The organism is Consotaella aegiceratis (assembly GCF_036541425.1).
In the GTDB taxonomy this organism is placed as follows: domain Bacteria; phylum Pseudomonadota; class Alphaproteobacteria; order Rhizobiales; family Rhizobiaceae; genus Consotaella; species Consotaella aegiceratis.
Genome location: NZ_JAZHFT010000019.1, coordinates 1 through 19,677 on the forward strand (window position 1 = coordinate 1; position 19,677 = coordinate 19,677).

The following is a 19,677-nucleotide window of genomic DNA, read 5'->3' on the forward strand; positions in this document are numbered from 1 at the left end:
CAGTCGGCCATCGACCCGCAGACGACGAGGAGCAGGATCTCCGGCAATGGATGATAAATCCGCCGGACGTCGCGCGGATCCTCGATCTCGCCGAAATGCTCCAGCAGAACAGCCAGACGCGACTTGGCGCCCAGGGCATCGGCAGTAGGCGACATGGCGGCGGCTCCTCGAATCAACCGCCGCCATGGAATCAGTCTCTGCGCAACCCGTCACCCAATGTCATTTGAGTTCGGAGCCCTGGTGGTAACGATGCACAACTTGATTCAGCAAACCGTTTGAGTATTGTATAGCCAATGTTAAAGAGTGGCGGTTGAGGGGCCGCTGCTGATTTTGATGTGCAGCTTTTGGGGGACAGCGATGAGTGGCAGAACACTCACACGGGCCGATCTCGCGGAAGCGGTATTCCGCAAGATTGGATTGTCGCGGACCGAGTCCGCTCATCTCGTCGAAACCGTTCTCGAGGAGATCTGCGGGACGATCGCTCGCGGCGAATCCGTGAAGATCTCGTCGTTCGGCTCCTTCGTCGTGCGCGACAAGAACGAGCGGATCGGCCGCAATCCGAAGACTGGCGAGGAGGTCCCGATCTCCCCCCGGCGCGTAGCGGTGTTCAAGCCGTCCAACGTGATGAAAGAGCGGATCCTCTCGGCGCATTGCCGGCGCCAGCCCACGCAGAGCGCGCAGGCCGAGCCGCTGGAAACCATGAAGGCGGCGGCCGAATAGGCCGCTCGTCGTTTCCAGCCCATGGCCGATAAAAGCGTCGACGCGTTTCGCACCATCAGCGAAGTAGCAGAGAGTCTGGAGCTCCCGCAGCACGTCCTGCGGTTCTGGGAAACGCGCTTCCAGCAGATTCGTCCTCTGAAGCGGGGCGGGGGCCGCCGCTACTATCGGCCCGAGGATGTCGAACTTCTGAAGGGCATCCAATACCTGCTCTACGACAAGGGCTTCACGATTCGCGGCGTACAGCGGATCCTGCGTGAAAACGGCAATCGTTTCGTCATGGCGATCGGATCGGGTGATCTGAGCGGTCTTGATTCGGCCCAGGGCGAACCCTCGCCGGCGACACCACCGCCGCCGGAAGCGGACGACACGCACGTCGAGGACATCGACCTGATCGTCGGGGAGACGCCCGTTTCGCGTCCCGCCTCCGCCGCGCCTCGGGCGCGCGAACCGCGAGTCGGCGATGACATCGGTCCTTTGTCGCGCGAGGAGACGGCAAGTCTCAACGACGTGGTTCTGGAGCTTCTCGAGTGCAAGCGCCTGCTCGATCAGGTGCGATAGCGTCGGAACGATCGCGGCTGTGGCTCAAGGCGATCCCTGCGATGATGTCGGCATAACCGCGTTCGCCGCAGCGAGGTCGGATTGGCCGAACAGATGCTGGGCGAGTTCCAGGCTTTCGAACCTCGGCCGATAGAGGGCGATGGTCGAAGGTCTATCGAACGAATCCCACTCTTCTTACAAATCTGACAAATCTGACAAACTGCGCACCGTCCATCACCTTTCGAGCGCCGAATCATTTCGGCGCTCGACGTTCATGGCAGTTGCCGGCTCGTCAAAACCGTTTGGACAGCTTGGCGGCGAAGGATTGGTCGTGTGAATCGCCGTCCAACCCAAGACCCGGCCGATAGTCGAAACCGATGTTCCAGCCGTTGTCGAACTGGGCGTCCAAACCGAGCCCGACGCTGAGTCGATCCCGGCTATAGGCGTCCTCGTCAACGCTGAAGGGGAGGCTGCCGGTATCGGCGTAGCCCGCCGGAACGGAACTCGAGCCTTCGAAGTCGTGGCTAAATTCCAGCTGGCCGTGTGGGGTCAACACCCCGCCGTCGAATGCGAAATCGGATTCCATTCGCATGCCCAACAGGCCCGCGAAGGTCTCAACGGACGCCTCTCCGAACGAGAGATTGTCGCTGCCGCCATGGGTTTCCGTGAAGCTGTCGAGCCTGGTGTAGGAGCCTTCCAGGCCGAAATACGACGCAAACAGAAAAGTATCGGTGCGATGCTCGTAAGTCGCGGTCAGGGAGCCGAAGACCTGATCGCCCGGACGACGCCCCTTGGCAAAATCGCCGGTTCCGGTGATGAAGCGGCGGCTTTCGAAATCGAGAGCGCTGTAGCCGACGAGGCCGTCGATGAACAGGCTGGCGACCGGTTGATAGCTGGCATAAAGCGCGCCGCTGTAGGCCGTGGCTCGGCTTCAAGTGCCGTTATCCTTGATGTCGGCGCGGTCGCGCCCGTAGCCAAAGCCGATACCGTCGACGAATTGCGGCGAGAAGCGATAGTCCACGCCCAAGCTGACGCCGACCATGGTCTGTTCGAGATCGATGCGGCCCGAATCGTTGTTGCCGAAATTGACGAAACCACCCGCCCAGAACACGGCGGTGCTGGCGGGGCACAGTCCCGGCGCGACCATCGGTATAAATGGGGCGCCATCGGTTGGATAACAGAAGGCAGCGAGACCGGCGGCGGGGATCGGCGCGTCTTCCAGGAAGGCCAACGGGTCCGTCGGCGCGTCCGGGACACCGATCGAGATGTCCGTTGAGTTTCCTTGACGCGTTGCTTCGTCGTGCGTGCGTTGCAGACGATCGCGGAAATTGCGCTCGACCGTTTGGATTACTCCGCGCCGCGGCAATCGCCCCGCTGCCGGCGAGCTTCGCTGAGGACGTCGTGCAATCGGCCCCGCAAAGTCTCGACGTGCTGCATGTTGTCGATCGGCGTGATCGACCGCTCAACCTCGCGGATAGCGGGCAGCGGTACGTCCGCCCCGTAGTGCGCATAATGCGAAACGACAGACTCGAGCAGCCCATCGAAATCGGTGGGTGTCACCCGAAGATGCAGCGTTGGGTTTGTCCGGAAAAAGCCGCGTAGTTCCTGATTGATCCGGTCGACAATCGGCAGGAGCCGTTCGTCCTGCTCGAGCCTCACTTCCGGCGCGCGCAGACGGTCGCGCTCGGCAAGAACTGATTCCGAAGGCTGTCCGTCGACGGCGGCGACAACGCGTCGGAAGAGCTCGGAGCCGAAGGACACTGTCCGGTCCCAGGTCCGGGCGGCAGGCACGAAGAAGAAGCCGAGTTCGCGGATCAGACGAGCGGGAAGCGGAGTCGCCGTCTTCAGTCGCGGCGCCTTGATTCCAGAAGCTCGAGGTTCGCCGCCACCCAAGCAAGGTACTCGCGGATGGCATCCTCGTTCCTGGTGCAATGGCCCCACTTTCCGATCCGCGTGACGGTCAGAAAACCCGCTTGTCGTAGGATGTCGATGTGACGGCTCGCTGTCGGTGGCTTCACGTCGATGGCCCGCGCGATGAGAGACATGCAGACGCCCTCCGTGCCGGGGTCCGCCGACCACTGGTCCGGAAAGTTCGCATCCGGGTCGGCCAGCAGACGCAGGATGGTCATCCGAACCGGGCTCGACAGCGCCCTGATCTGCGCCTCTCTGTCCATTGCAAGGGTCTGTTTGTCCATGAGGCTTCTCGGCGACGGCTCCATATGGACGACACATAGCACATTGACGAAGCGTGCGGCTCGATTCTACATTTAGCGAAATGACTATTTGTTGTGACGCGTTCAATCGCTGGAGGCCCCGTGCGAACCAAACTGGAAGAGCCGAAATTCCTACCGATACTAGCGCTCGTTGGAGCGGCCTTTATCGGTGCGATCATGGGCGTCTTCGCCAGGGAACTGGCCCAGGGCCTTACCGTGGTCGAGCAGGTCGCGCTTCGCTCGCTCCTGGGAGCGGCGGTCCTGCTCTGCATCTGCTGGCGGGTCATCGACCTTGGCAAAATCCGCACGGCACCGCGCCAGGACCTGTATCTGACCACTGCCCGCGCCGTGGCGATGTTCGTCGTGGCGATCTCGCTCGGCACGATCGCCTTTGTGGAGGGCAACTATGCCTCGGTCGCGATCGTCATGGCCCTGCCGACCCCTGCCGTTCTGAGCATCGTCATGTTCGGCGAGCGGATGTCGGTGCGCGATAGCATGTTTGTCGCTCTCGCCTTCACGGGCGCGGCCCTGACGATTCTGGCCGGAACTGGACTCGGAACGGGGATCGGTCTGACGCTCGACGGGCCGCTACTCTGTGCGCTGGTAGCGACATTGTTCATGTCCTGGGGCATCCTGTCGCGAAAATGGCAGTCGCCCCATCTGACGAATTACGAGACGACCTTTCTCATGCTCCTCGTGGCAGGGCTCGTCATGGCGATCGCGGCTGCCGGGTGGTGCCTATGGACGGGGCGCGTGCCAGGTCTGTCGCTCTACTTGCTCGGCGTCGGGACGGTCGCGGGGCTGGCCAATATCGGTTTCCTTCTCGCCACGAATTACGCGATCCCGCAACTGAGAGGTGTCGTCACGAACAATTTGCTCGCCCTTCAACCCGTGTTCGGGGCCGTCGTCGGTGTCATAATGTTCGGAGAGGTTCCGACAGCTTTCGGCCTCGTCGGTTGCCTGTTCATCCTCGTCGCTGTCCTGGCCATCGCCAATCCGACGCTTCTGTCCCGCCGAGGCGCAGTCGCGAATATGACGGGTCGCTGATCTATGTCGACAAAAAATACATGGAGATTCGCGACCTATGTCCGATCAGGAACCGGGCAAGCGAAATCGAACAGAAAGGCTTGAAAGCATGATCATCTCCTATGGCACGCATCATCCGACGATCGATCCGGATGCCTGGGTGGCGCCAGACGCGACGGTATCTGGAAACGTCACGATCAGCGCCATGCTGAAAGGGCTTGCGCAGAAAGCCCATATTCTCTAGGGAAATCTCCTGTCGGAGCGTGGCGCAGCCTGGTAGCGCACCTGAATGGGGTTCAGGGGGTCGGAGGTTCGAATCCTCTCGCTCCGACCATTTTCACCCAATATCTTAGAGCGGTTTCTTGCGATCCTGCATGAGCGGGCCGCATTCTGTTCGCCGGGGGGCGACGCGCTTCCGGCCGCTTCGGGGGCTCCGTTCGGCGAACGATCGGTGCCCCGGTCATTTCGCACTACTATTGCCCGGGCCTTATCGAGAACAACGGATGGAGCGCTGCTCGGTGTACCGACGGGGCCGGAGATCGCATCAGTTTTCCGGAAGGCCGGTGCGCGTCTTTCGTCCGAAGCTAATCCCTCGGCCAGATCTTCGGCGCATCGAGGTGGTGAGCGTCGGCTTGCGTGCGGCCTTCGATTCGCCCGACGATGGTTTCCGCAAGCCAACGCCCGGCAAACCGGAAATCCTCATGCGCGGTGTCGATGGCCGGCCGGAACTTGCGAATGAGGTCGGAGGATTCCTTGACCACGACATCAAAGTCGCGGCTCAGTTCATAACCGGCGCTTTCCGCTCCCGCGCTGACGGAAAGGGCCGCGGTCGCGCCGGCACAGACGAAGCCGTCGGGGCGCCGGCGCGAGCCCATCATCCGACAAATCTCGTCCTGGATCTGCTCGTGCGGGCTGTCTGCGTGGATCCGCCGCACCGGGACGTCGACCAGGTCGTGGCGCTCGATCGCCCTGGCAAAGCCCGTCGTCAGGTGCTGGGCGTAGGTGAGGTTCATCGGCGGCGCGAGCAGCGCCAGTCGATGCCGCCCCAGCGAAACGAGACGCTCCACCGCGTTTTCTGCATAGCGCTCGTTGTCGAAGTCGAAATAGGGATGGGTGATACCCAGGTTTGTCCGGCCATGAGTGGCGAAGGGAAAACCGCGCTCCTCCAGATAGCGGGCGCGAGTGTCCTGCAATTCGGTGCTGTTGAAGATGATGCCGTCGGCCGAGCCGGTCTCGACCACGGTTCGCACCGGAAGGAGCAGGTCGCTGTGCGCCTCGTAAGGCATGACGATCAGCTGGTAGGCCGTTGCGGACAGATATTCGGAGACGCCCGATATGAGCTGGGAGTTGATGCCCATCTCCTCCGTCTCCAGCGACAGGATCAACGCCACGACATGCGTTCGCCCGGTGCGCAGGCGCACGCCGGCGCGGTTCGGCCGATAGCCGATCTGTTCGGCGACCAGCCGGACGCGGTCCTTGGTCGCCTGTCCGATATCGGGCGCGTCGTGCAGGGCACGCGAGACCGTCGTCACGCCGAGACCGGTGAGCTGAGCGATGGTTTTCAGGGTCGGCCGCGCCTTCGGATCGGCACCACCGCCTGATTGTACCCGTCGTCGGGGGCGACGTGCCGTTCTGCGTCCTAATGTCTCGGTCATGAGCCACCTATATCGAAACAGATGGCGAAAATTCCAAAGGAAAACGGTCTTGGATCGCGACCTCCTTCATACAGCCACTGCTGCACGCTCTGACTCGCCGTCGCTCATGGCAGAATCTTTGATGGTGCAATGAACATATTGTTCTAATCATTTGTGAAAAAATCATTTTTCCAAATTCTGCCGATCTCTTTGAAGCGCATCGCGCAACTCTAGACGGTTTCCCCGAAGAACTGAACGAGCTCTTGCGAATTTCATTTGGCTCCGTTAGCTTCTCACCTGTAACGATTTAGTTTTTAAGGGGCTTTGTCAATCGGACGAGCCTGTGGACGGCGATGCCGCCACACACCATGGTTGAGATAGCGTGTGCTCGTGACCGTAACGTTCCGAGCTTGTGATTGTTTGGTCGCGGCGAAGGGGGCGTCCGGTCGAGAGACAGAGACGGGTGGCTTGGTCGCCCTCATGACGAGCGGCTTCAGGAGGAAGCCGTCTGCGACGCGTGACGCGGACAACAACGGGATGGGCTCGCCGAACTTGACTGGTGTCGGCGGACGGGCAGGGCGACCTCTTCGTGGGGAAGGGTGCCCTGGCAACGGGAGAAAAGGAGGATTCCAGGTGTCATCGATGCAAGCTTCGCGCGGCCGCAGAGCCGTACGAGCCGCCGGTTTGATCACGGCGACCGCGGTGATCGCGGCGACGGCCTTGGTCGCCATGGCGCAGACAGGCGGCTATCCGCGGAACGAAACGCTCTATTCCAGCGGGACGCAGTGGGGCAACATCGTCGGGTTCAACCCCTATGTCAGCAACTACGCCGCCGGAACGATCGGGCTCATCAACGAGACCCTCTTCCGCTACGACCCGGTCAAGGACGAGTATATTCCCTGGCTGGCCACCAGCGGTGAATGGACCAGTTCGAACGTCTACAAGCTGACGATCCGGGACGGCGTGAAATGGAGCGACGGCTCCGACTTCACCGCCGAGGACGTGAAATGGAACATCGATCTCGGCCGCTTCCCCACCATCTGGTGGAGCAACCTCTATGACAGCGCCGAAAGCGTCGAGACGGACGGCAACACCGTCACGGTGACGTTCAAGGACACGCCGGCCTACCAGGAATGGCAGAACGCCGTCTGGAACATGCCGATGGTGCAGCCCGCGCAGTGGAAAGACCACGCCACGGAGCAGGAGGTCGCCTCGTGGTCGCCGGAGGCCCCGATCGGCACCGGCCCCTACGTGCTCGACGAGAATGGATACGACCCGACGACGCGCGTCGTGTGGAAGAAGACTCCGGACGGCTGGTGGGCGTCGGAGGCCGGGCTCATCCCCGATCCCGAGCCGAACTATATCATCGACCTGGTGAACAGTTCGAACAACGTGGCGCTCGGCCTGCTGCTCGCCGGCCAGGAGGATCTCAACAACAACTTCCTGCCCGGCGTTGCCACGCTGGTGAAGGGCGGTTACGGGCTCAAGACCTATTACGACGAGCCGCCCTACATGCTGTCGGCGAACACCGCCTGGCTGGTCCCCAACATGACCAAGGCCCCGACCAACGACGTCGCCTTCCGCCGGGCGCTCGCCTATGCGATCAACATCGATCAGATCGTGCAGGTCGACTACGGCAACCTCGTCCTGCCGGCCAATCCTACCGGCCTTCTGCCGACCTGGGACAAGTATATCGACCAGGACGCGGTCGAGAAGTACGGCTTCAGCTATGATCCCGAACAGGCCGAGCAGATCCTGAAGGATGCCGGCTACACCAAGGGGGCGGACGGCTTCTATCAAACGCCTGACGGCAAGCCGATCGATCTCGAGCTCATCGTGCCCTCGGGCTGGTCGGACTGGATGCAGGCGTCGCAGATGATCGCGGCCGACGCCAAGGCCGTCGGCATCAAGATCACGCCGCGCTCTCCCGACTTCAACACCTACCAGTCGCATCGCAATACGGGCGAATACGATCTGGTGATCGACAACGCTGCCCAGATCAGCGATACGCCGTACACCTACTATCGCTACCTCTATAAGCAGCCCATCCTGGACGCGCAGACCAATTACAACTTCTCGCGCGTCAAGGACGACGAGGCCTGGGGGCTTGTCCGGGAGCTCAACCAGACGCCGCGTGACGACGCCGAAAAGATGCAGGAACTCGTCGGCCAGCTGCAGACGAGCTTCATGCAGGAGCTGCCGCAGATTCCGCTCTGGTACAACGGTATCTGGGCCCAGATGGGCACCACCACCTGGACCGGCTGGCCCGCCGACGGCGGCGACCAGCAGTTCATCCCCTGCATGTGGGGCGGCTACCTGCAGATGACGGGCATCGACACGATCGCCCACGTCGCGCCGATCTCCGGCCAATAACGATCTCCGGCGCCTGCGCTCGTCCTGCGGGGCGAGCGCCGGCTACCCGCCCATGCAGATGCTGCCGGAGGCTCGCCCATGCTGCGTTATCTCGCCCGCAAGCTCCTCACTTATCTTCTGACCTTCATTTTCGCCGTCACCATCGATTGGGCGATCCCGCGCTTCATGCCGGGCAATCCGATCGACGCGCTAGTTTCGCGGATCGCCGTAAAGCCCGAGGCCAGCCAGGCGCTTACGTCCTTCTACATGGAGGCGTTCAACCTCGATGCTCCGTGGTGGGAGCAGTATCTCAGTTTCTGGGGCGCGCTGTTACACGGCGATCTGGGGCGGTCCATCATGCTGTTTCCGACCCCCGTCGCGACGCTGATCGGCCGCGCCATGCCCTACACGCTCGGCCTTCTGCTGCCGGCGATCCTGCTGTCCTGGTATGCCGGCAACCACGTCGGGGCGCTGGCGGCGCGGCGCAAGATCCTCGACAACACGGTGCTGCCGACCGGGTACGCGCTGACGGCCACGCCGTACATGTGGCTCGGGATCCTTCTCGCCTGGCTGTTCGGTTCGGTCTGGAGCATCTTCCCGCTTGCCTTCGGCTATGACCCGTCGCTGCGTGTCGGCTGGACCTGGGAGTTCGTCGGCAGCGTGATCATCCATTGGGTGCTGCCCTTCGCATCGCTCTTCATCGTCGCCTTCGGCGGCTGGGCGATCGGCATGCGCAACATGATCATCTACGAGCTGGAATCCGACTACGCCAACTATCTGGAGGCGCTTGGCGCGCCGCAGCGGCTGGTCCGCAAATACGCCTTCCGCAATGCCATGCTGCCGCAGATCACCGGCCTGGCGCTGCAATTGGGCGCCGTGGTCGGCGGCGCGCTGGTGACCGAGATCGTGTTCTCCTATCCGGGTCTCGGCTGGCTGGTGCTCAGCGCCATCCAGAACGAGGACTACTTCCTGATCCAAGGCATCTTCCTGTTCATCATCGTCGGCGTGCTGCTCGCCAATCTGATCGTCGACATCGTCTACGTCATCGTCGATCCGCGCACCCGTATCGGCCTCCAAGGAGAAGCCTGATGACCAGCGCCGACCAGCCGCACCACGGCGCGACCTACGAGATCCTCTATTTCGCGCTGCGCAATCGCAAGCTGATGATTGGCATGAGCATCTTCCTGCTGCTCTTGCTGGTCGCCATCGTCGGCCCGGGCTTGGCGAAGTTCGAGCCCTTGGCTTATGGCGCCGTGCCGGGCCAGCCGCCGACGCAGGAGCATTGGTTCGGCACCACGCTGTTCGGCCAGGACGTGTTCTCGCAGTTCGTCTACGGGCTCCGGGCGAGCTTTATCGTCGGCGTGCTCGGCGGCGCGACGGCGGCGATCGCCGGCATGTTCGTCGGCTTCGTGGCCGGCTATCGCGGCGGCCTCGTCGACGACGTTCTCAACATGCTGACCAACATCGTCCTGGTCATTCCCACCTTCGCCGTGCTGCTGGTGGTAGCCGCCTATCTGACGGTGAGAGGCCTCGGCACCGAGGCGCTGTTCATCGGCCTGACCTCGTGGCCGTGGGCGGCCCGTGCCATTCGCGCCCAGACCTTCTCGCTGACCTCGCGCGAGTTCGTCAACATGGCCAAGCTGAACGGGCAGGGGAGCCTCAAGATCATCTTCGGCGAGATCGCGCCGAACATGAGTTCCTACCTGGTGATGACCTTCATCCTGTTGTTCGGCAACGCCATCCTGATCGCGGCGACGCTCGACTTCATCGGCCTGGGGCCCACCGACACCATCTCGCTCGGTCTGATGATGAACTATTCGGTGATGAACGCCGCTCTGCAGCTCGGCCTGTGGTGGTGGTTCGTGCCGCCAGGCCTGGCGATCACGGCGGTGGTCGGTTCGCTCTACGTCATGAATGTCGGCCTCGACGAGGTGTTCAATCCGAAATTGAGGGAGCTCTAGGCCGATGCTGTCCGTTTCCGACCTGACCATTCACTACCGCTCCCTGGCCGGCCCGGTCCAAGCGCTCGACGGCGTCACCTTCCAGGTCGCCGACGGCGAGATCATGGGGCTCGCCGGCGAGTCCGGCTGCGGCAAGTCGACCCTCGGCAAGAGCCTGATCCGTCTCGACGAGCGCATGGAGTACGTTACCGGCAGCGTGTCGCTGGACGGCTCCGCCATGCCGGTGTGGGACGACGCGGCGATGGTGCCGTTCCGCTTCCACGACGTGTCGATCGTTCCGCAATACGCCATGAGCGCGATGAACCCGACGCGCAAGATCGGCCGGATGATCCACGAACTGCTGGAATCGCGGGGTGTCAGCTATGCCGAACTGCGTCCGGAACTGGAGCGTCGGCTGGGCCTTTTGGGGCTCGCCCCCGACGTCCTCGGCATGTACCCGATCGAGCTGTCCGGCGGCATGAAGCAGCGGGTGGTGATGGTTTTGTCGACGCTGCTCGATCCGTCGTTGCTGATCGCCGACGAGGTGACGTCGGCGCTCGACGTCGCCTCGCAGAAGAAGGTTGCCGGCGCTTTGGTCGAGTTTCGCGACCGGGGCTACGTGAAAAGCATGATCGTGGTGACGCACGATCTCGCCATTCTGGCGCAGATCGCCGACTCGATCCTGATCATGTACGCCGGCAAACTCGCCGAGAAGGCGCCGACCCGGACGATCGTCGAGAGACCCGCGCACCCTTACACCAAGCTGCTGCTTGGTTCGCTGCCCGAGGTGGGCATCCGGTTTGAGGAACAGCGGCTTCCGGGGATCGCCGGCCGGCCGCCTTCGCTGCTCAACCCGCCGACCGGCTGCCGCTTTCGCGACCGCTGCCCGCTGGCTTTCGACAAGTGCCTCGAAGAGCCGCCCTTCGCCGAAATCGGGCCGAACCACTGGGCCGCATGCTGGAAGGCGGATCGCCATGCTGAAGCTTGAAAACGTCTCCAAGATCTTCTGGACCGGCGCGTTCGGCGGCAAGAAGCTCAAGGCGGTGCGCGACGTGACCTTCGACGTGCGGCCCGGCGAGGTGATCTCGCTGATCGGCGAAAGCGGCAGCGGCAAGACGACCGTGGGACGCATGATCCTGCGGCTGAGCGCGGTCAGCGAGGGCCGGATCACCTTCGATGACACCGACATCTCGACGCTGCACGGCAGCGCCGTGAAGGACTATTACCGCAAGGTGCAGGGGGTCTTTCAGGACCCGTTCAGCTCGTTCAACCCGATCTTCAAGGTCGGCCGGCAGTTCCGCACGGTCCGAGCCGAGTATTTTCCTAAGCTGGACGACAGGGCCTGGCAGGACAAGCTGCGGACCTCGCTGAACGCCGTCGGCCTGGAGCCGGACGCACTGCGCAAATATCCGCATCAACTGAGCGGAGGACAGCTCCAGCGGCTGTTGATCGCCCGCGCGCTTCTGCTCGACATCAAGCTTTTGGTGGCCGACGAGATCATCTCGATGCTGGACGCCTCGACCCGCATCGACGTGCTCAACCTGCTCGGCGACCTCAAGTCGCGCGGACTGAGCATCGTCTTCGTCACCCACGATCTGGCGCTCGGCAACTATATCAGCGATACGATCGTCATTCTGCGGCGCGGCGCGGTGGTCGAGATGGGAGCGACCGACAAGGTGTTCGGCGATCCGCGTCATCCCTATACGCAAATGCTGCTCGACTCGGTGCCGCAGCTGCATGAGCGCTGGGACACGGAGGATCTCAAGCGGGGTCCGGCCGAGACCGACGGCGATGATGCGGAAACCGGCGGCGACGAGCTTGTCATGATCGAGGAAGGGCATTTCGCGGCCGTGCACTGACGGGCGACGGCGCCTGGCGGCGCATCGTCGGTGCGCCATCGGCTCCGCCAAGTCGGCGCCGCCAGCGAGCGGGTCCGCTGGCGGATCGGTCACCGAACTGTCCGATCGAACAATTGTCTTTTTGGGGGAATTTCATGCTCGATCTCTTAGGCGACTGGACGCTCGCCGACGCCGATGGCGAATTCCGCGTGCCGATGCAGCTGCCCGGCGACGTGCATTCCGCCCTGCTGGAAGCGGGCGTCCTTCCGGATCCTTTTCAGGGCCGCAACGAGTACGATGCGCGCTGGGTGTCGGAGCGGGACTGGACGCTGTCGCGCACCTTCACGCTGGGCGATGGCGAGGAGCCCGGGCTCCTCGCCATCGACGGGCTCGACACAGTAGCGGAAGTCCGGATCAACGGCCAGGTCGTCCTTAAGGCAGCCTCGAGCTTCCGCGAGCACGTCGCCGCCGTCGCCGATGCGCTCCAGGCCGGCGAAAACCGGATCGAGATCGTGCTGAAATCGGTGGTCCGGTCTGGCGCGGAACTGCGTGCGGCCCAGCCCTATCCGGTGCCCTTTCACGCCCGCAACTCGCCGATCGCCAACGGCAACATGCTGCGCAAGCCGCAATGCGATTTCGGCTGGGACTGGAACATCGCTCTGGCGCCGGTTGGCGTCTACGGACGCGTGGCGCTGGTCGGCGAAGAAGGCGAGATCGGCACGGTCATGGTCCGACAGAACCATGAGGGGGCAGGCGTCAGGCTTTCGATCGACGCGTCGTTGCGCGGCTTTGCCGCCGAGGTCGCCGATTATGACATCGAGATCGCCGGCACGCGGACGAACGGCTGGGTGGACCTTTCAGCCGGTGAGGGCCGGCTGACGGCGGCGCTGGAGATCGAGGCTCCGGAGTTGTGGTGGCCCAACGGCTCGGGGCCGCAGACGCTGCATGAGTTGCGGGTGAGGGTGGGCAAGGCTGTCTGGACGCAGCGTATCGCCTTGCGCGACCTGAAACTGGTGAGCGAGCCCGACGATGTCGGTCGCAGCTTCGGTTTTCGTATCAACGGCAGCGACGTCTTCGCGCGCGGCGCCAACTGGATTCCCGCCGACGCTTTGCCGGGCCGCATCTCGCCGGAAAAGACGCGCGCGCTGCTTCAGTCGGCCGCCGACGCCAACATGAACATGATCCGGGTCTGGGGCGGCGGGCGCTACGAGCCCGACTGGTTCTACGAGATCTGCGACGAACTCGGCCTGATGGTTTGGCAGGACTTCATGTTCGCCTGCAACCTCTATCCGTCGACCCCGGATTTTCTGGCCGAGGTGGCGCGCGAGGCCGAGTACCAGGCGGCGCGGCTTGCCCATCGCGTAGCCTTGTGGTGCGGCGACAACGAGCTCATCGGGGCGCTGACCTGGTTTCCGGAATCGATCGAGAACCGCGACCGTTATCTGGTGGCCTACGATCGGCTGAACCGGACCCTGGAAACCGCACTGCTGAAGACGCTGCCGGAGGCCAATTGGTGGCCATCCAGCCCATCGCCGGGGCCGATGAGCTTCGGCGATGCCTGGCACGATGATTCGTCCGGCGACATGCATTTCTGGTCGGTGTGGCATGAGGGGCGCGACTTCGAGCACTATCGCGACGTGAAGCCGCGCTTCTGCTCCGAGTTCGGCTTCCAGTCCTACACCTCGATGAATGCGATCCGATCCTTTGCCGACGAGGAGGACATGAACATCGCCTCGCCGGTGATGGAGAGCCATCAGAAGAACCAGGGCGGCAATGCGCGGATCGTCGAGACCATGTTCCGCTACTTCCGCTTTCCCAAGGACTTCGAGACCTTCGTCTGGCTCAGCCAGGTGCAGCAGGGCGTGGCGATCAAGACCGCGGTCGAATACTGGCGCAGCCTGAAGCCGCACTGCATGGGCGCGCTCTATTGGCAGCTCAACGACACCTGGCCGGTGGCGAGCTGGTCGAGCCTCGACTATGGCGGTGGCTGGAAGGTGCTGCACTATCTGGCGAAGCGCTTCTTCGAGCCCGTCGCCGTGATGGCGATCCCCGGCAGTGACGGCACGCTCCGTTTCTCTGCGGTCAACGACACGCGCGAGGCCGTCTCGCTCGATTTGGATCTGCTGGCCGTCGCCCTCGATGGCACCAGCCGGTCGCTGCCGTCCGCCCAGGGCGACGTCGGGCCTGACGCGGCGGTGACGCTCGCCGAGCATCCGGCCGGGTTGCTTCAACCGGGCGAGGTTCTGATCTATCGCTGGCGTGCCTCGAACGGCACGAGCGGCAGCGAGCATTATGCGCCGCAGCGCTACAAGGAGCTGAAGCTGCTGCCGCCGAAGCTTCGGATGACGACGGCCGTCGTCGGCGACTCTCTCCAGGCCACCGTCAGCGCCGAAGCGCTGGCGTTTTTCGTCACCCTGGAGGCAAACCGGCCGGGCCGGTTTTCCGATAACGCGGTCACGGTCCGTCCCGGCGAGGACGTCACGCTGACCTTCACTCCGATCGATGGCGACACGGCCGGGATCGAACTCACGGTGCGCGACCTTTATTCGAGCTTCGCGACGGCTGGATAAGGGCGCGTCGGCCCGCTATGGCAAAGACGATGGCAGCAAAACAGACTTCGGCCGACTGATTGATTTGATCGGTGCTGTTAGGTTGCGTTAGGTGCGTTGGAGGCAAGGATGAGCACACTCAAATTTCCCGACGGCTTTCGATGGGGGACGTCGACGGCCAGCTACCAGATCGAGGGTGGGGCGCCCGACGACGGGCGCGGAGCGAGCATCTGGGATACGTTCTGTGCGGTTCCCGGCAAGGTCGAGAACGGGGACAACGGATCGGTCGCCTGCGATCACTATCACCGCTACGAGGAAGACCTGGATCTGATGAAGGGGCTCGGCGTCGGGATCTATCGCTTCTCGATCATGTGGCCGCGCGTGCTCCCGGACGGTGTCGGCGCCACCAATCCCAAGGGGCTCGATTTCTACGACCGCTTGGTCGACGGACTGCTGGCGCGCGGCATCGAACCGTGGCCTTGCCTCTATCATTGGGATCTGCCGCAGGCGTTGCAGGACAAGGGCGGTTGGATGAACCGCGACGTCGTCGGCTGGTTCACCGACTATGCCGAACTGATGGCCAAGGCAATCGGCGACCGGGCCAAGAATTGGGTAACCTTCAACGAGCCGAACGTCGTCGCTTATGTGGGCCACGAGGACGGCCGCCACGCTCCGGGGATCACGGATCCGCGCGCGGCGATGCGTGTGGTCCATCATCTCAACATGGCGCACGGCAGCGCGGTTCGCGTGTTCCGGGCCGCGACGCCGAATGCGGGTGCCGGCTTCGTGCTGCCGGTGCACGTCGCACGGCCGCTGCCGCAGTATCGGGAGCGCGACGCCCATCTGGCCCCGTTGTTCGAGGACAAGTGGAACGGCGCTTTCCTCGATCCGGTGTTCAAGGGCCGCTATCCGGCTTCGCTGGAAGATCGGCTGGCGCCGCATGTGCAGCCGGGCGACATGGAGATCATCCATCAGCCGGTCGACTTCCAGGGCGTCAACCACTACTTCCCGTCCTACATTCAGCAGGCGGAGGGACCATCGGCCTGGCCGTTCCGGCATGCCGCGCCGCCGACCTGGTTCCGTCGCACCGAGATGGGGTGGCCGATCGACGGCGAGGCCTTCCGGCAGGCTCTGATGATCATCAAGGAGCGCTGCGGCAATCCGCCGGTCTACGTGACCGAGAACGGCGGTGCCTTCATCGATATCGCCGATGCCGACGGCACCGTGAACGACCAGGATCGGATCGCCTACTACCACGAATATCTGAGCGCGCTGATCCGGGCGGCGAACGACGGTGCCAATGTCCGCGGCTTCATGCCGTGGTCACTGCTCGACAATTTCGAATGGGCGCTGGGCTATGGCAAGCGGTTCGGGTTGGTGCGGGTCGACTACGAGACCCAGAAGCGCACGCCGAAGGCATCCTATACGTTCTTCCGTGACGTGGTCACCTCCGGGCGCTTGCCGGAACTGGCACCGGCCTCATAGGCGGCCGTGCGAGGCAGGCGGGCCATTCGATCGATCCCTTGCCGGCGAGAATTGTCGGCGAGGGGTAAAACCCACGGTCTCAACCCATGCTCAACGGCCCGTTGAGACTGTTCTGGCTGTCGATTTGATCGGGCCAACGCTTCGACCGCTATTTGCCTCCCGGCATTCCTTCAATTCGAAGGCGATTATCGGGGAGAGCCGGGCGCGAGCGAATTTGCTTCTGTCGAAGGGGATTCCCTCACACGACCGCAGCGGTGGCATCCAGCCGTTTGGCTGGTTGCGGGGCAGGGCCGGCGGACTGCCGTTCCACGATATGGGACGTCAGGTGAAGACGCATCGGGGTGCTGGGCCTGCCCGAGGATTCCACGCGGTCGCGGAGAAGATGCACGCTCATGGCGCCGATATCGAAGCCCGGCATCTTCACCGTGGTCAATTGCGGCAGGATCTGCTGGGCGGCCGAAAAATCGCCGAAACCAACGACAGACGCATCCTCCGGAATGCGGTAGCCGCGCGCCCTCAATTCAGAGATGACGGTCACCGCAATTCCATCATGGGCGCAGAAAAACGCCGTCGGAAACGCGTCTGCGGTCCCGAGCCGGTCGAGCGCCTGGGCGAAGCTTTGGTCGTCCGGCCACGTCATGTCGCGCAGCCGCACGTCGTCGAGCATTTCCATCACCTCGCGTAGTCCATAGAGGCGCTCCATCCGGCCCCGATAGCGCGTGTCGCCGTGGACATAGGCGATGTCGCGATGGCCGAGGCGAAGCAGGTATTTCGCGACGGCCGATCCGGCTTCGCAGTCGGTGCCGCCGATCTGGTCCACCGGCTCCAGAGGTTCGAGCCAGCCGTTGCGAACCAGAGGCTTTCCGGAGGCGCGAGCACGCGCAACGGCGCGGGGGTCGTGCGGCCCGACCATCAGCAGGCCGGCGCTATCGTGGATGAAGGCGTCCAGTTCGTCCGGATCGTGGGTCCAGTGGATCCGCACCGATAGCCCCAGACGCTGCGCCTCGCGTTGGGCGCCGCTCTGGATCTGCATGTAGAGTTCACTGTTGATGGCCTCGGTGTCGTCGAACACGATGCCGAAGGTGGTGCGCCCGGCCGGTGCCGGCTTCTTGTAGCCGAGCCGGGCGGCGGCTTCGCTGACGCGGACGCGCGTCTCTTCGCTGACACCGCTTTTGCCGGCGAGCGCGCGGGACACCGCGAATTTCGACAGTCCGGTTTCCGCCGCAATGGACTTGAGCGTTACGCGACTCACCCTGGTCTCCTTAGAAGCGACGGCCGCACGCATCCACCGATGGGTCGGGACAATGGTCGATCAGCCGCTCGCAGATCGACGATCGGATCCCGCGAAATAGTTCGACAATAACGCTTTATCTAACAAAACTGATATTACAAGCCTATTGTATGCCGAATGGGATGGGAACGATATTTCGGCATTTTGGGAGGAATGCATGATCAACAGAAGAACTCTGTTGGTGTCGAGCTCTGCCTTGGCCGGCACCTACGTTCTATCCGGCTTGCCGGCGTTTGCTGTCGAGCCGAAGGAAAGCACGTCGCTGAAGGCCAAGGTCGATTCCGGCGAACTGCCGCCGATCAACGAGCGTCTGCCGGAAAAGCCGTTGGTGATCACGCCGACCGATCGGCCGGGCCAGCAGGGCGGCGTGTGGAAGCATGCGCTCGTCGGCGGTGGCTCGCTGTCGATGCTGTTTCGCTACCAGGCCTACGAGCCGCTGGTCCGCTTCACGCCGGACTGGTCCGGCGTCGAGGCGAACGTTGCCGAATCCTACGAGGTGAGCGCGGATTCGACCGTCTACACCTTCACGCTGCGCAAAGGGATGAAATGGTCCGACGGCGAGCCCTATACCACTGAGGACGTCCGGTTCTGGTATGAGGACGTGTTCCTGGATCCCGATGCCGGGCTCGGCGGGAGCGGGCAGACCTTCTGGTATGCGGGAGGCGCAGTCGGCGAACTCGAAATCGTCGACGAGCAGGTCTTCAAGGTCCATTTCAAGGAGCCGAACGGCTTCTTTGCACAGCAGCTCGCCTGGGCCAACCAGGACCAGGTCACCCGTACGCCGGCGCATTACCTCAAGCGCTTCCACATCAAGTACAATCCGGACGCCGACACGCTGGCTCGCGAACAGGGCGTCGACAGCTGGGTGGCGCTGTTCCAGCGCGAATGCGGCGTGTCCGAGGACAACGTCTACTTCCAGAACTCGAAGCGTCCGACGCTCAACGCCTGGCAGTTCACCGTCGCGCCGGGTGAAAGCACCCAGCAGGCGATCGCCGAGCGCAATCCCTACTACTTCAAGGTCGACACCGAAGGGACGCAGCTCCCCTATTTCGACCGCATCGTCTACCAGATGGTGGCCGACCCTCAGGTCCTGCTTTTGAAGACGCTGCAGGGCGAAATCGACATGATGGACCAGTACATTGCGACGCCGGCCAACAAGCCGGTGCTCTACGACGGCCAGGAAACCGGCAACTTTCATTTCTATACGCTCAAGGAGACCGCGGCCAACGTCATGGTCTTCCAGCTCAATCTCAACCATGACGATCCAGTGAAGAACGAGCTGTTCAACAATCGCGAGTTCCGGCAGGCGCTGTCGATCGCGGTGGATCGCCAGGCTCTCATCGACGCGGTGTTCGTGGGGCAGGGGGTGCCGGCCCAGCCGTCGATCCGCGAGGACGATCCGCTCTATCTGGAGCGGCTGGCCAAGCAGCACACCGAATACGATCCAGAGGGCGCCAAGGCGATCCTCGACAAGATCCTTCCGGAGATGGACGGCGACGGCTATCGCCTCGACAAGACCGGCAAGCGGCTGACGATCATCTTCGAGATCGACCAGGCGCGGCCCACCTTCCTCGACATGTTTCAGCTGATCATCCCAATGTTCCAGCAGATCGGCATCGATGCGCAGATGCGCACGATGGACCGTTCGTTGTGGGAGACGCGGGTGCGCAACGGCCGCGACTTCGATGCGACCGCCCATCAGTTCGGCGCCAACAGCGGCATCGCGGCGATGCTCGATCCCCGCTATTTCGTGCCGTTCAACAGCAACTCGATCTACGCCCCGGGCTGGGCGCTCTACTTCATCGATCCGGCCAACGAGAACGCCATCGAGCCGCCGGAGGACGTTAAGGCCCAGCAGCAGCTGTACAAGATGCTTCTAGCAACCGGCGATCCGGCCCAGCAGCAGGATCTGATGCGCCAGATCCTCGAGAAGGCGGCCGACCAGTTCCTGGTGTTCGGTGTGAGTCTGCCGCCGGACGGCTACGGCGTGGTGAAGAACGACATGGTCAACACCATGGACGTCATGCCGAATTCCTTCGGCTGGCCGACCCCGGCGCCGTCGCGGCCCGAGCAGTTCTTCAAGGCCTGATCC

At 63.1% G+C, this 19,677-nt stretch carries 17 protein-coding genes, 1 tRNA gene and 1 pseudogene; 13 read left to right on the forward strand and 6 right to left on the reverse strand.

Translation table 11 applies throughout. From position 1 onward, the window contains the following. Positions 1-155 (reverse strand): transposase family protein (locus SMD10_RS13725; RefSeq protein WP_331685070.1); only part of this gene is annotated, 155 nt, incomplete at its 3' end. A 202-nt stretch (positions 156-357) separates the two neighbouring features. Between SMD10_RS13725 and SMD10_RS13730 the strand changes: the two genes are divergently transcribed. Together SMD10_RS13730 and SMD10_RS13735 are read left to right on the forward strand one after the other, a co-directional pair. After that, positions 358-720 (forward strand): integration host factor subunit alpha, encoded by a 363-nt coding sequence (locus SMD10_RS13730; protein WP_331686277.1) that lies wholly within the window; start codon positions 358-360, stop codon positions 718-720. Positions 721-741: 21 nt separating this feature from the next. Next, positions 742-1,278 carry a MerR family transcriptional regulator gene (locus SMD10_RS13735; protein ID WP_331686278.1) on the forward strand — a complete coding sequence of 179 codons (537 nt, stop codon included), beginning with the start codon at positions 742-744 and terminating at the stop codon, positions 1,276-1,278. 271 nt (positions 1,279-1,549) lie between these two features. On the opposite strand, the pseudogene SMD10_RS13740 reads toward SMD10_RS13735, so the two are convergent. The 3 genes and pseudogenes from SMD10_RS13740 to SMD10_RS13750 form a co-directional block, all read right to left on the reverse strand. Continuing rightward, positions 1,550-2,404, reverse strand: a pseudogene (locus SMD10_RS13740) (autotransporter outer membrane beta-barrel domain-containing protein). Between the two features lie 200 nt (positions 2,405-2,604). Continuing rightward, entirely contained in the window at positions 2,605-3,150 is a 546-nt protein-coding gene (locus SMD10_RS13745; protein ID WP_331686279.1) for a hypothetical protein, read from the reverse strand. Further along, positions 3,102-3,452 carry an ArsR/SmtB family transcription factor gene (locus tag SMD10_RS13750; RefSeq protein WP_331686280.1) on the reverse strand — a complete coding sequence of 117 codons (351 nt, stop codon included), beginning with the start codon at positions 3,450-3,452 and terminating at the stop codon, positions 3,102-3,104. The genes SMD10_RS13745 and SMD10_RS13750 overlap by 49 nt, the downstream gene beginning before the upstream one ends. Positions 3,453-3,572: 120 nt before the next feature. Here SMD10_RS13750 and SMD10_RS13755 point away from each other — a divergent pair, with 120 nt between their 5' ends. From SMD10_RS13755 to SMD10_RS13765, 3 genes are all read left to right on the forward strand, one after another. Beyond that, positions 3,573-4,517 carry a DMT family transporter gene (locus tag SMD10_RS13755; protein ID WP_331686281.1) on the forward strand — a complete coding sequence of 315 codons (945 nt, stop codon included), beginning with the start codon at positions 3,573-3,575 and terminating at the stop codon, positions 4,515-4,517. A 37-nt stretch (positions 4,518-4,554) separates the two neighbouring features. Beyond that, a complete protein-coding gene (locus tag SMD10_RS13760) occupies positions 4,555-4,740 on the forward strand; it encodes a hypothetical protein (RefSeq protein ID WP_331686282.1) in 186 nt (61 codons plus the stop codon). Positions 4,741-4,753: 13 nt separating this feature from the next. Continuing rightward, a tRNA-Pro gene (locus SMD10_RS13765) sits at positions 4,754-4,830 on the forward strand. Between the two features lie 250 nt (positions 4,831-5,080). Here the strand turns inward: SMD10_RS13765 and SMD10_RS13770 are convergent. Continuing rightward, entirely contained in the window at positions 5,081-6,151 is a 1,071-nt protein-coding gene (locus SMD10_RS13770; RefSeq protein ID WP_331686283.1) for a LacI family transcriptional regulator, read from the reverse strand. Positions 6,152-6,814: 663 nt separating this feature from the next. Between SMD10_RS13770 and SMD10_RS13775 the strand changes: the two genes are divergently transcribed. The 7 genes from SMD10_RS13775 (at position 6,815) to SMD10_RS13805 (ending at position 16,294) form a co-directional block, all read left to right on the forward strand. Further along, positions 6,815-8,503: an ABC transporter substrate-binding protein gene (locus SMD10_RS13775; RefSeq protein WP_331686284.1), complete on the forward strand. Its 1,689-nt coding sequence runs from the start codon at positions 6,815-6,817 to the stop codon at positions 8,501-8,503. 78 nt (positions 8,504-8,581) lie between these two features. Further along, the gene (locus SMD10_RS13780; protein ID WP_331686285.1) at positions 8,582-9,571 is read left to right on the forward strand and encodes an ABC transporter permease; all 990 of its coding nucleotides are present in this window, start codon (positions 8,582-8,584) and stop codon (positions 9,569-9,571) included. Further along, a complete protein-coding gene (locus SMD10_RS13785) occupies positions 9,571-10,443 on the forward strand; it encodes an ABC transporter permease (protein ID WP_331686286.1) in 873 nt (290 codons plus the stop codon). The genes SMD10_RS13780 and SMD10_RS13785 overlap by 1 nt, the downstream gene beginning before the upstream one ends. A 4-nt stretch (positions 10,444-10,447) precedes the next feature. Continuing rightward, a complete protein-coding gene (locus SMD10_RS13790) occupies positions 10,448-11,410 on the forward strand; it encodes an ABC transporter ATP-binding protein (protein ID WP_331686287.1) in 963 nt (320 codons plus the stop codon). Further along, complete coding sequence (locus SMD10_RS13795) at positions 11,397-12,281, forward strand: ABC transporter ATP-binding protein (RefSeq protein ID WP_331686288.1); 885 nt, start codon at positions 11,397-11,399, stop codon at positions 12,279-12,281. The genes SMD10_RS13790 and SMD10_RS13795 overlap by 14 nt, the downstream gene beginning before the upstream one ends. A gap of 134 nt (positions 12,282-12,415) precedes the next feature. Then, complete coding sequence (locus SMD10_RS13800) at positions 12,416-14,830, forward strand: beta-mannosidase (RefSeq protein WP_331686289.1); 2,415 nt, start codon at positions 12,416-12,418, stop codon at positions 14,828-14,830. A 108-nt stretch (positions 14,831-14,938) separates the two neighbouring features. Then, a complete protein-coding gene (locus SMD10_RS13805) occupies positions 14,939-16,294 on the forward strand; it encodes a GH1 family beta-glucosidase (RefSeq protein WP_331686290.1) in 1,356 nt (451 codons plus the stop codon). Between the two features lie 238 nt (positions 16,295-16,532). On the opposite strand, the gene SMD10_RS13810 is transcribed toward SMD10_RS13805, so the two are convergent. Continuing rightward, entirely contained in the window at positions 16,533-17,546 is a 1,014-nt protein-coding gene (locus SMD10_RS13810) for a LacI family DNA-binding transcriptional regulator (RefSeq protein WP_331686291.1), read from the reverse strand. A 196-nt stretch (positions 17,547-17,742) separates the two neighbouring features. On the opposite strand from SMD10_RS13810, the gene SMD10_RS13815 reads away from it, so the two are divergent. Then, positions 17,743-19,674, forward strand: a complete 1,932-nt coding sequence (locus SMD10_RS13815; RefSeq protein WP_331686292.1) for an ABC transporter substrate-binding protein — start codon at positions 17,743-17,745, stop codon at positions 19,672-19,674. Positions 19,675-19,677: the final 3 nt, after the last annotated feature.

Coding starts and splice junctions, on each gene's coding strand:
- SMD10_RS13730 (WP_331686277.1), top strand. CDS start 358: ATGAGTGGCAGAACACTCACACGGGCCGATCTCGCGGAAGCGGTATTC.
- SMD10_RS13735 (WP_331686278.1), top strand. CDS start 742: ATGGCCGATAAAAGCGTCGACGCGTTTCGCACCATCAGCGAAGTAGCA.
- SMD10_RS13750 (WP_331686280.1), bottom strand. CDS start 3,452: ATGGACAAACAGACCCTTGCAATGGACAGAGAGGCGCAGATCAGGGCG.
- SMD10_RS13760 (WP_331686282.1), top strand. CDS start 4,555: ATGTCCGATCAGGAACCGGGCAAGCGAAATCGAACAGAAAGGCTTGAA.
- SMD10_RS13770 (WP_331686283.1), bottom strand. CDS start 6,151: ATGACCGAGACATTAGGACGCAGAACGGCACGTCGCCCCCGACGACGG.
- SMD10_RS13780 (WP_331686285.1), top strand. CDS start 8,582: ATGCTGCGTTATCTCGCCCGCAAGCTCCTCACTTATCTTCTGACCTTC.
- SMD10_RS13785 (WP_331686286.1), top strand. CDS start 9,571: ATGACCAGCGCCGACCAGCCGCACCACGGCGCGACCTACGAGATCCTC.
- SMD10_RS13790 (WP_331686287.1), top strand. CDS start 10,448: ATGCTGTCCGTTTCCGACCTGACCATTCACTACCGCTCCCTGGCCGGC.
- SMD10_RS13795 (WP_331686288.1), top strand. CDS start 11,397: ATGCTGAAGCTTGAAAACGTCTCCAAGATCTTCTGGACCGGCGCGTTC.
- SMD10_RS13800 (WP_331686289.1), top strand. CDS start 12,416: ATGCTCGATCTCTTAGGCGACTGGACGCTCGCCGACGCCGATGGCGAA.
- SMD10_RS13805 (WP_331686290.1), top strand. CDS start 14,939: ATGAGCACACTCAAATTTCCCGACGGCTTTCGATGGGGGACGTCGACG.
- SMD10_RS13815 (WP_331686292.1), top strand. CDS start 17,743: ATGATCAACAGAAGAACTCTGTTGGTGTCGAGCTCTGCCTTGGCCGGC.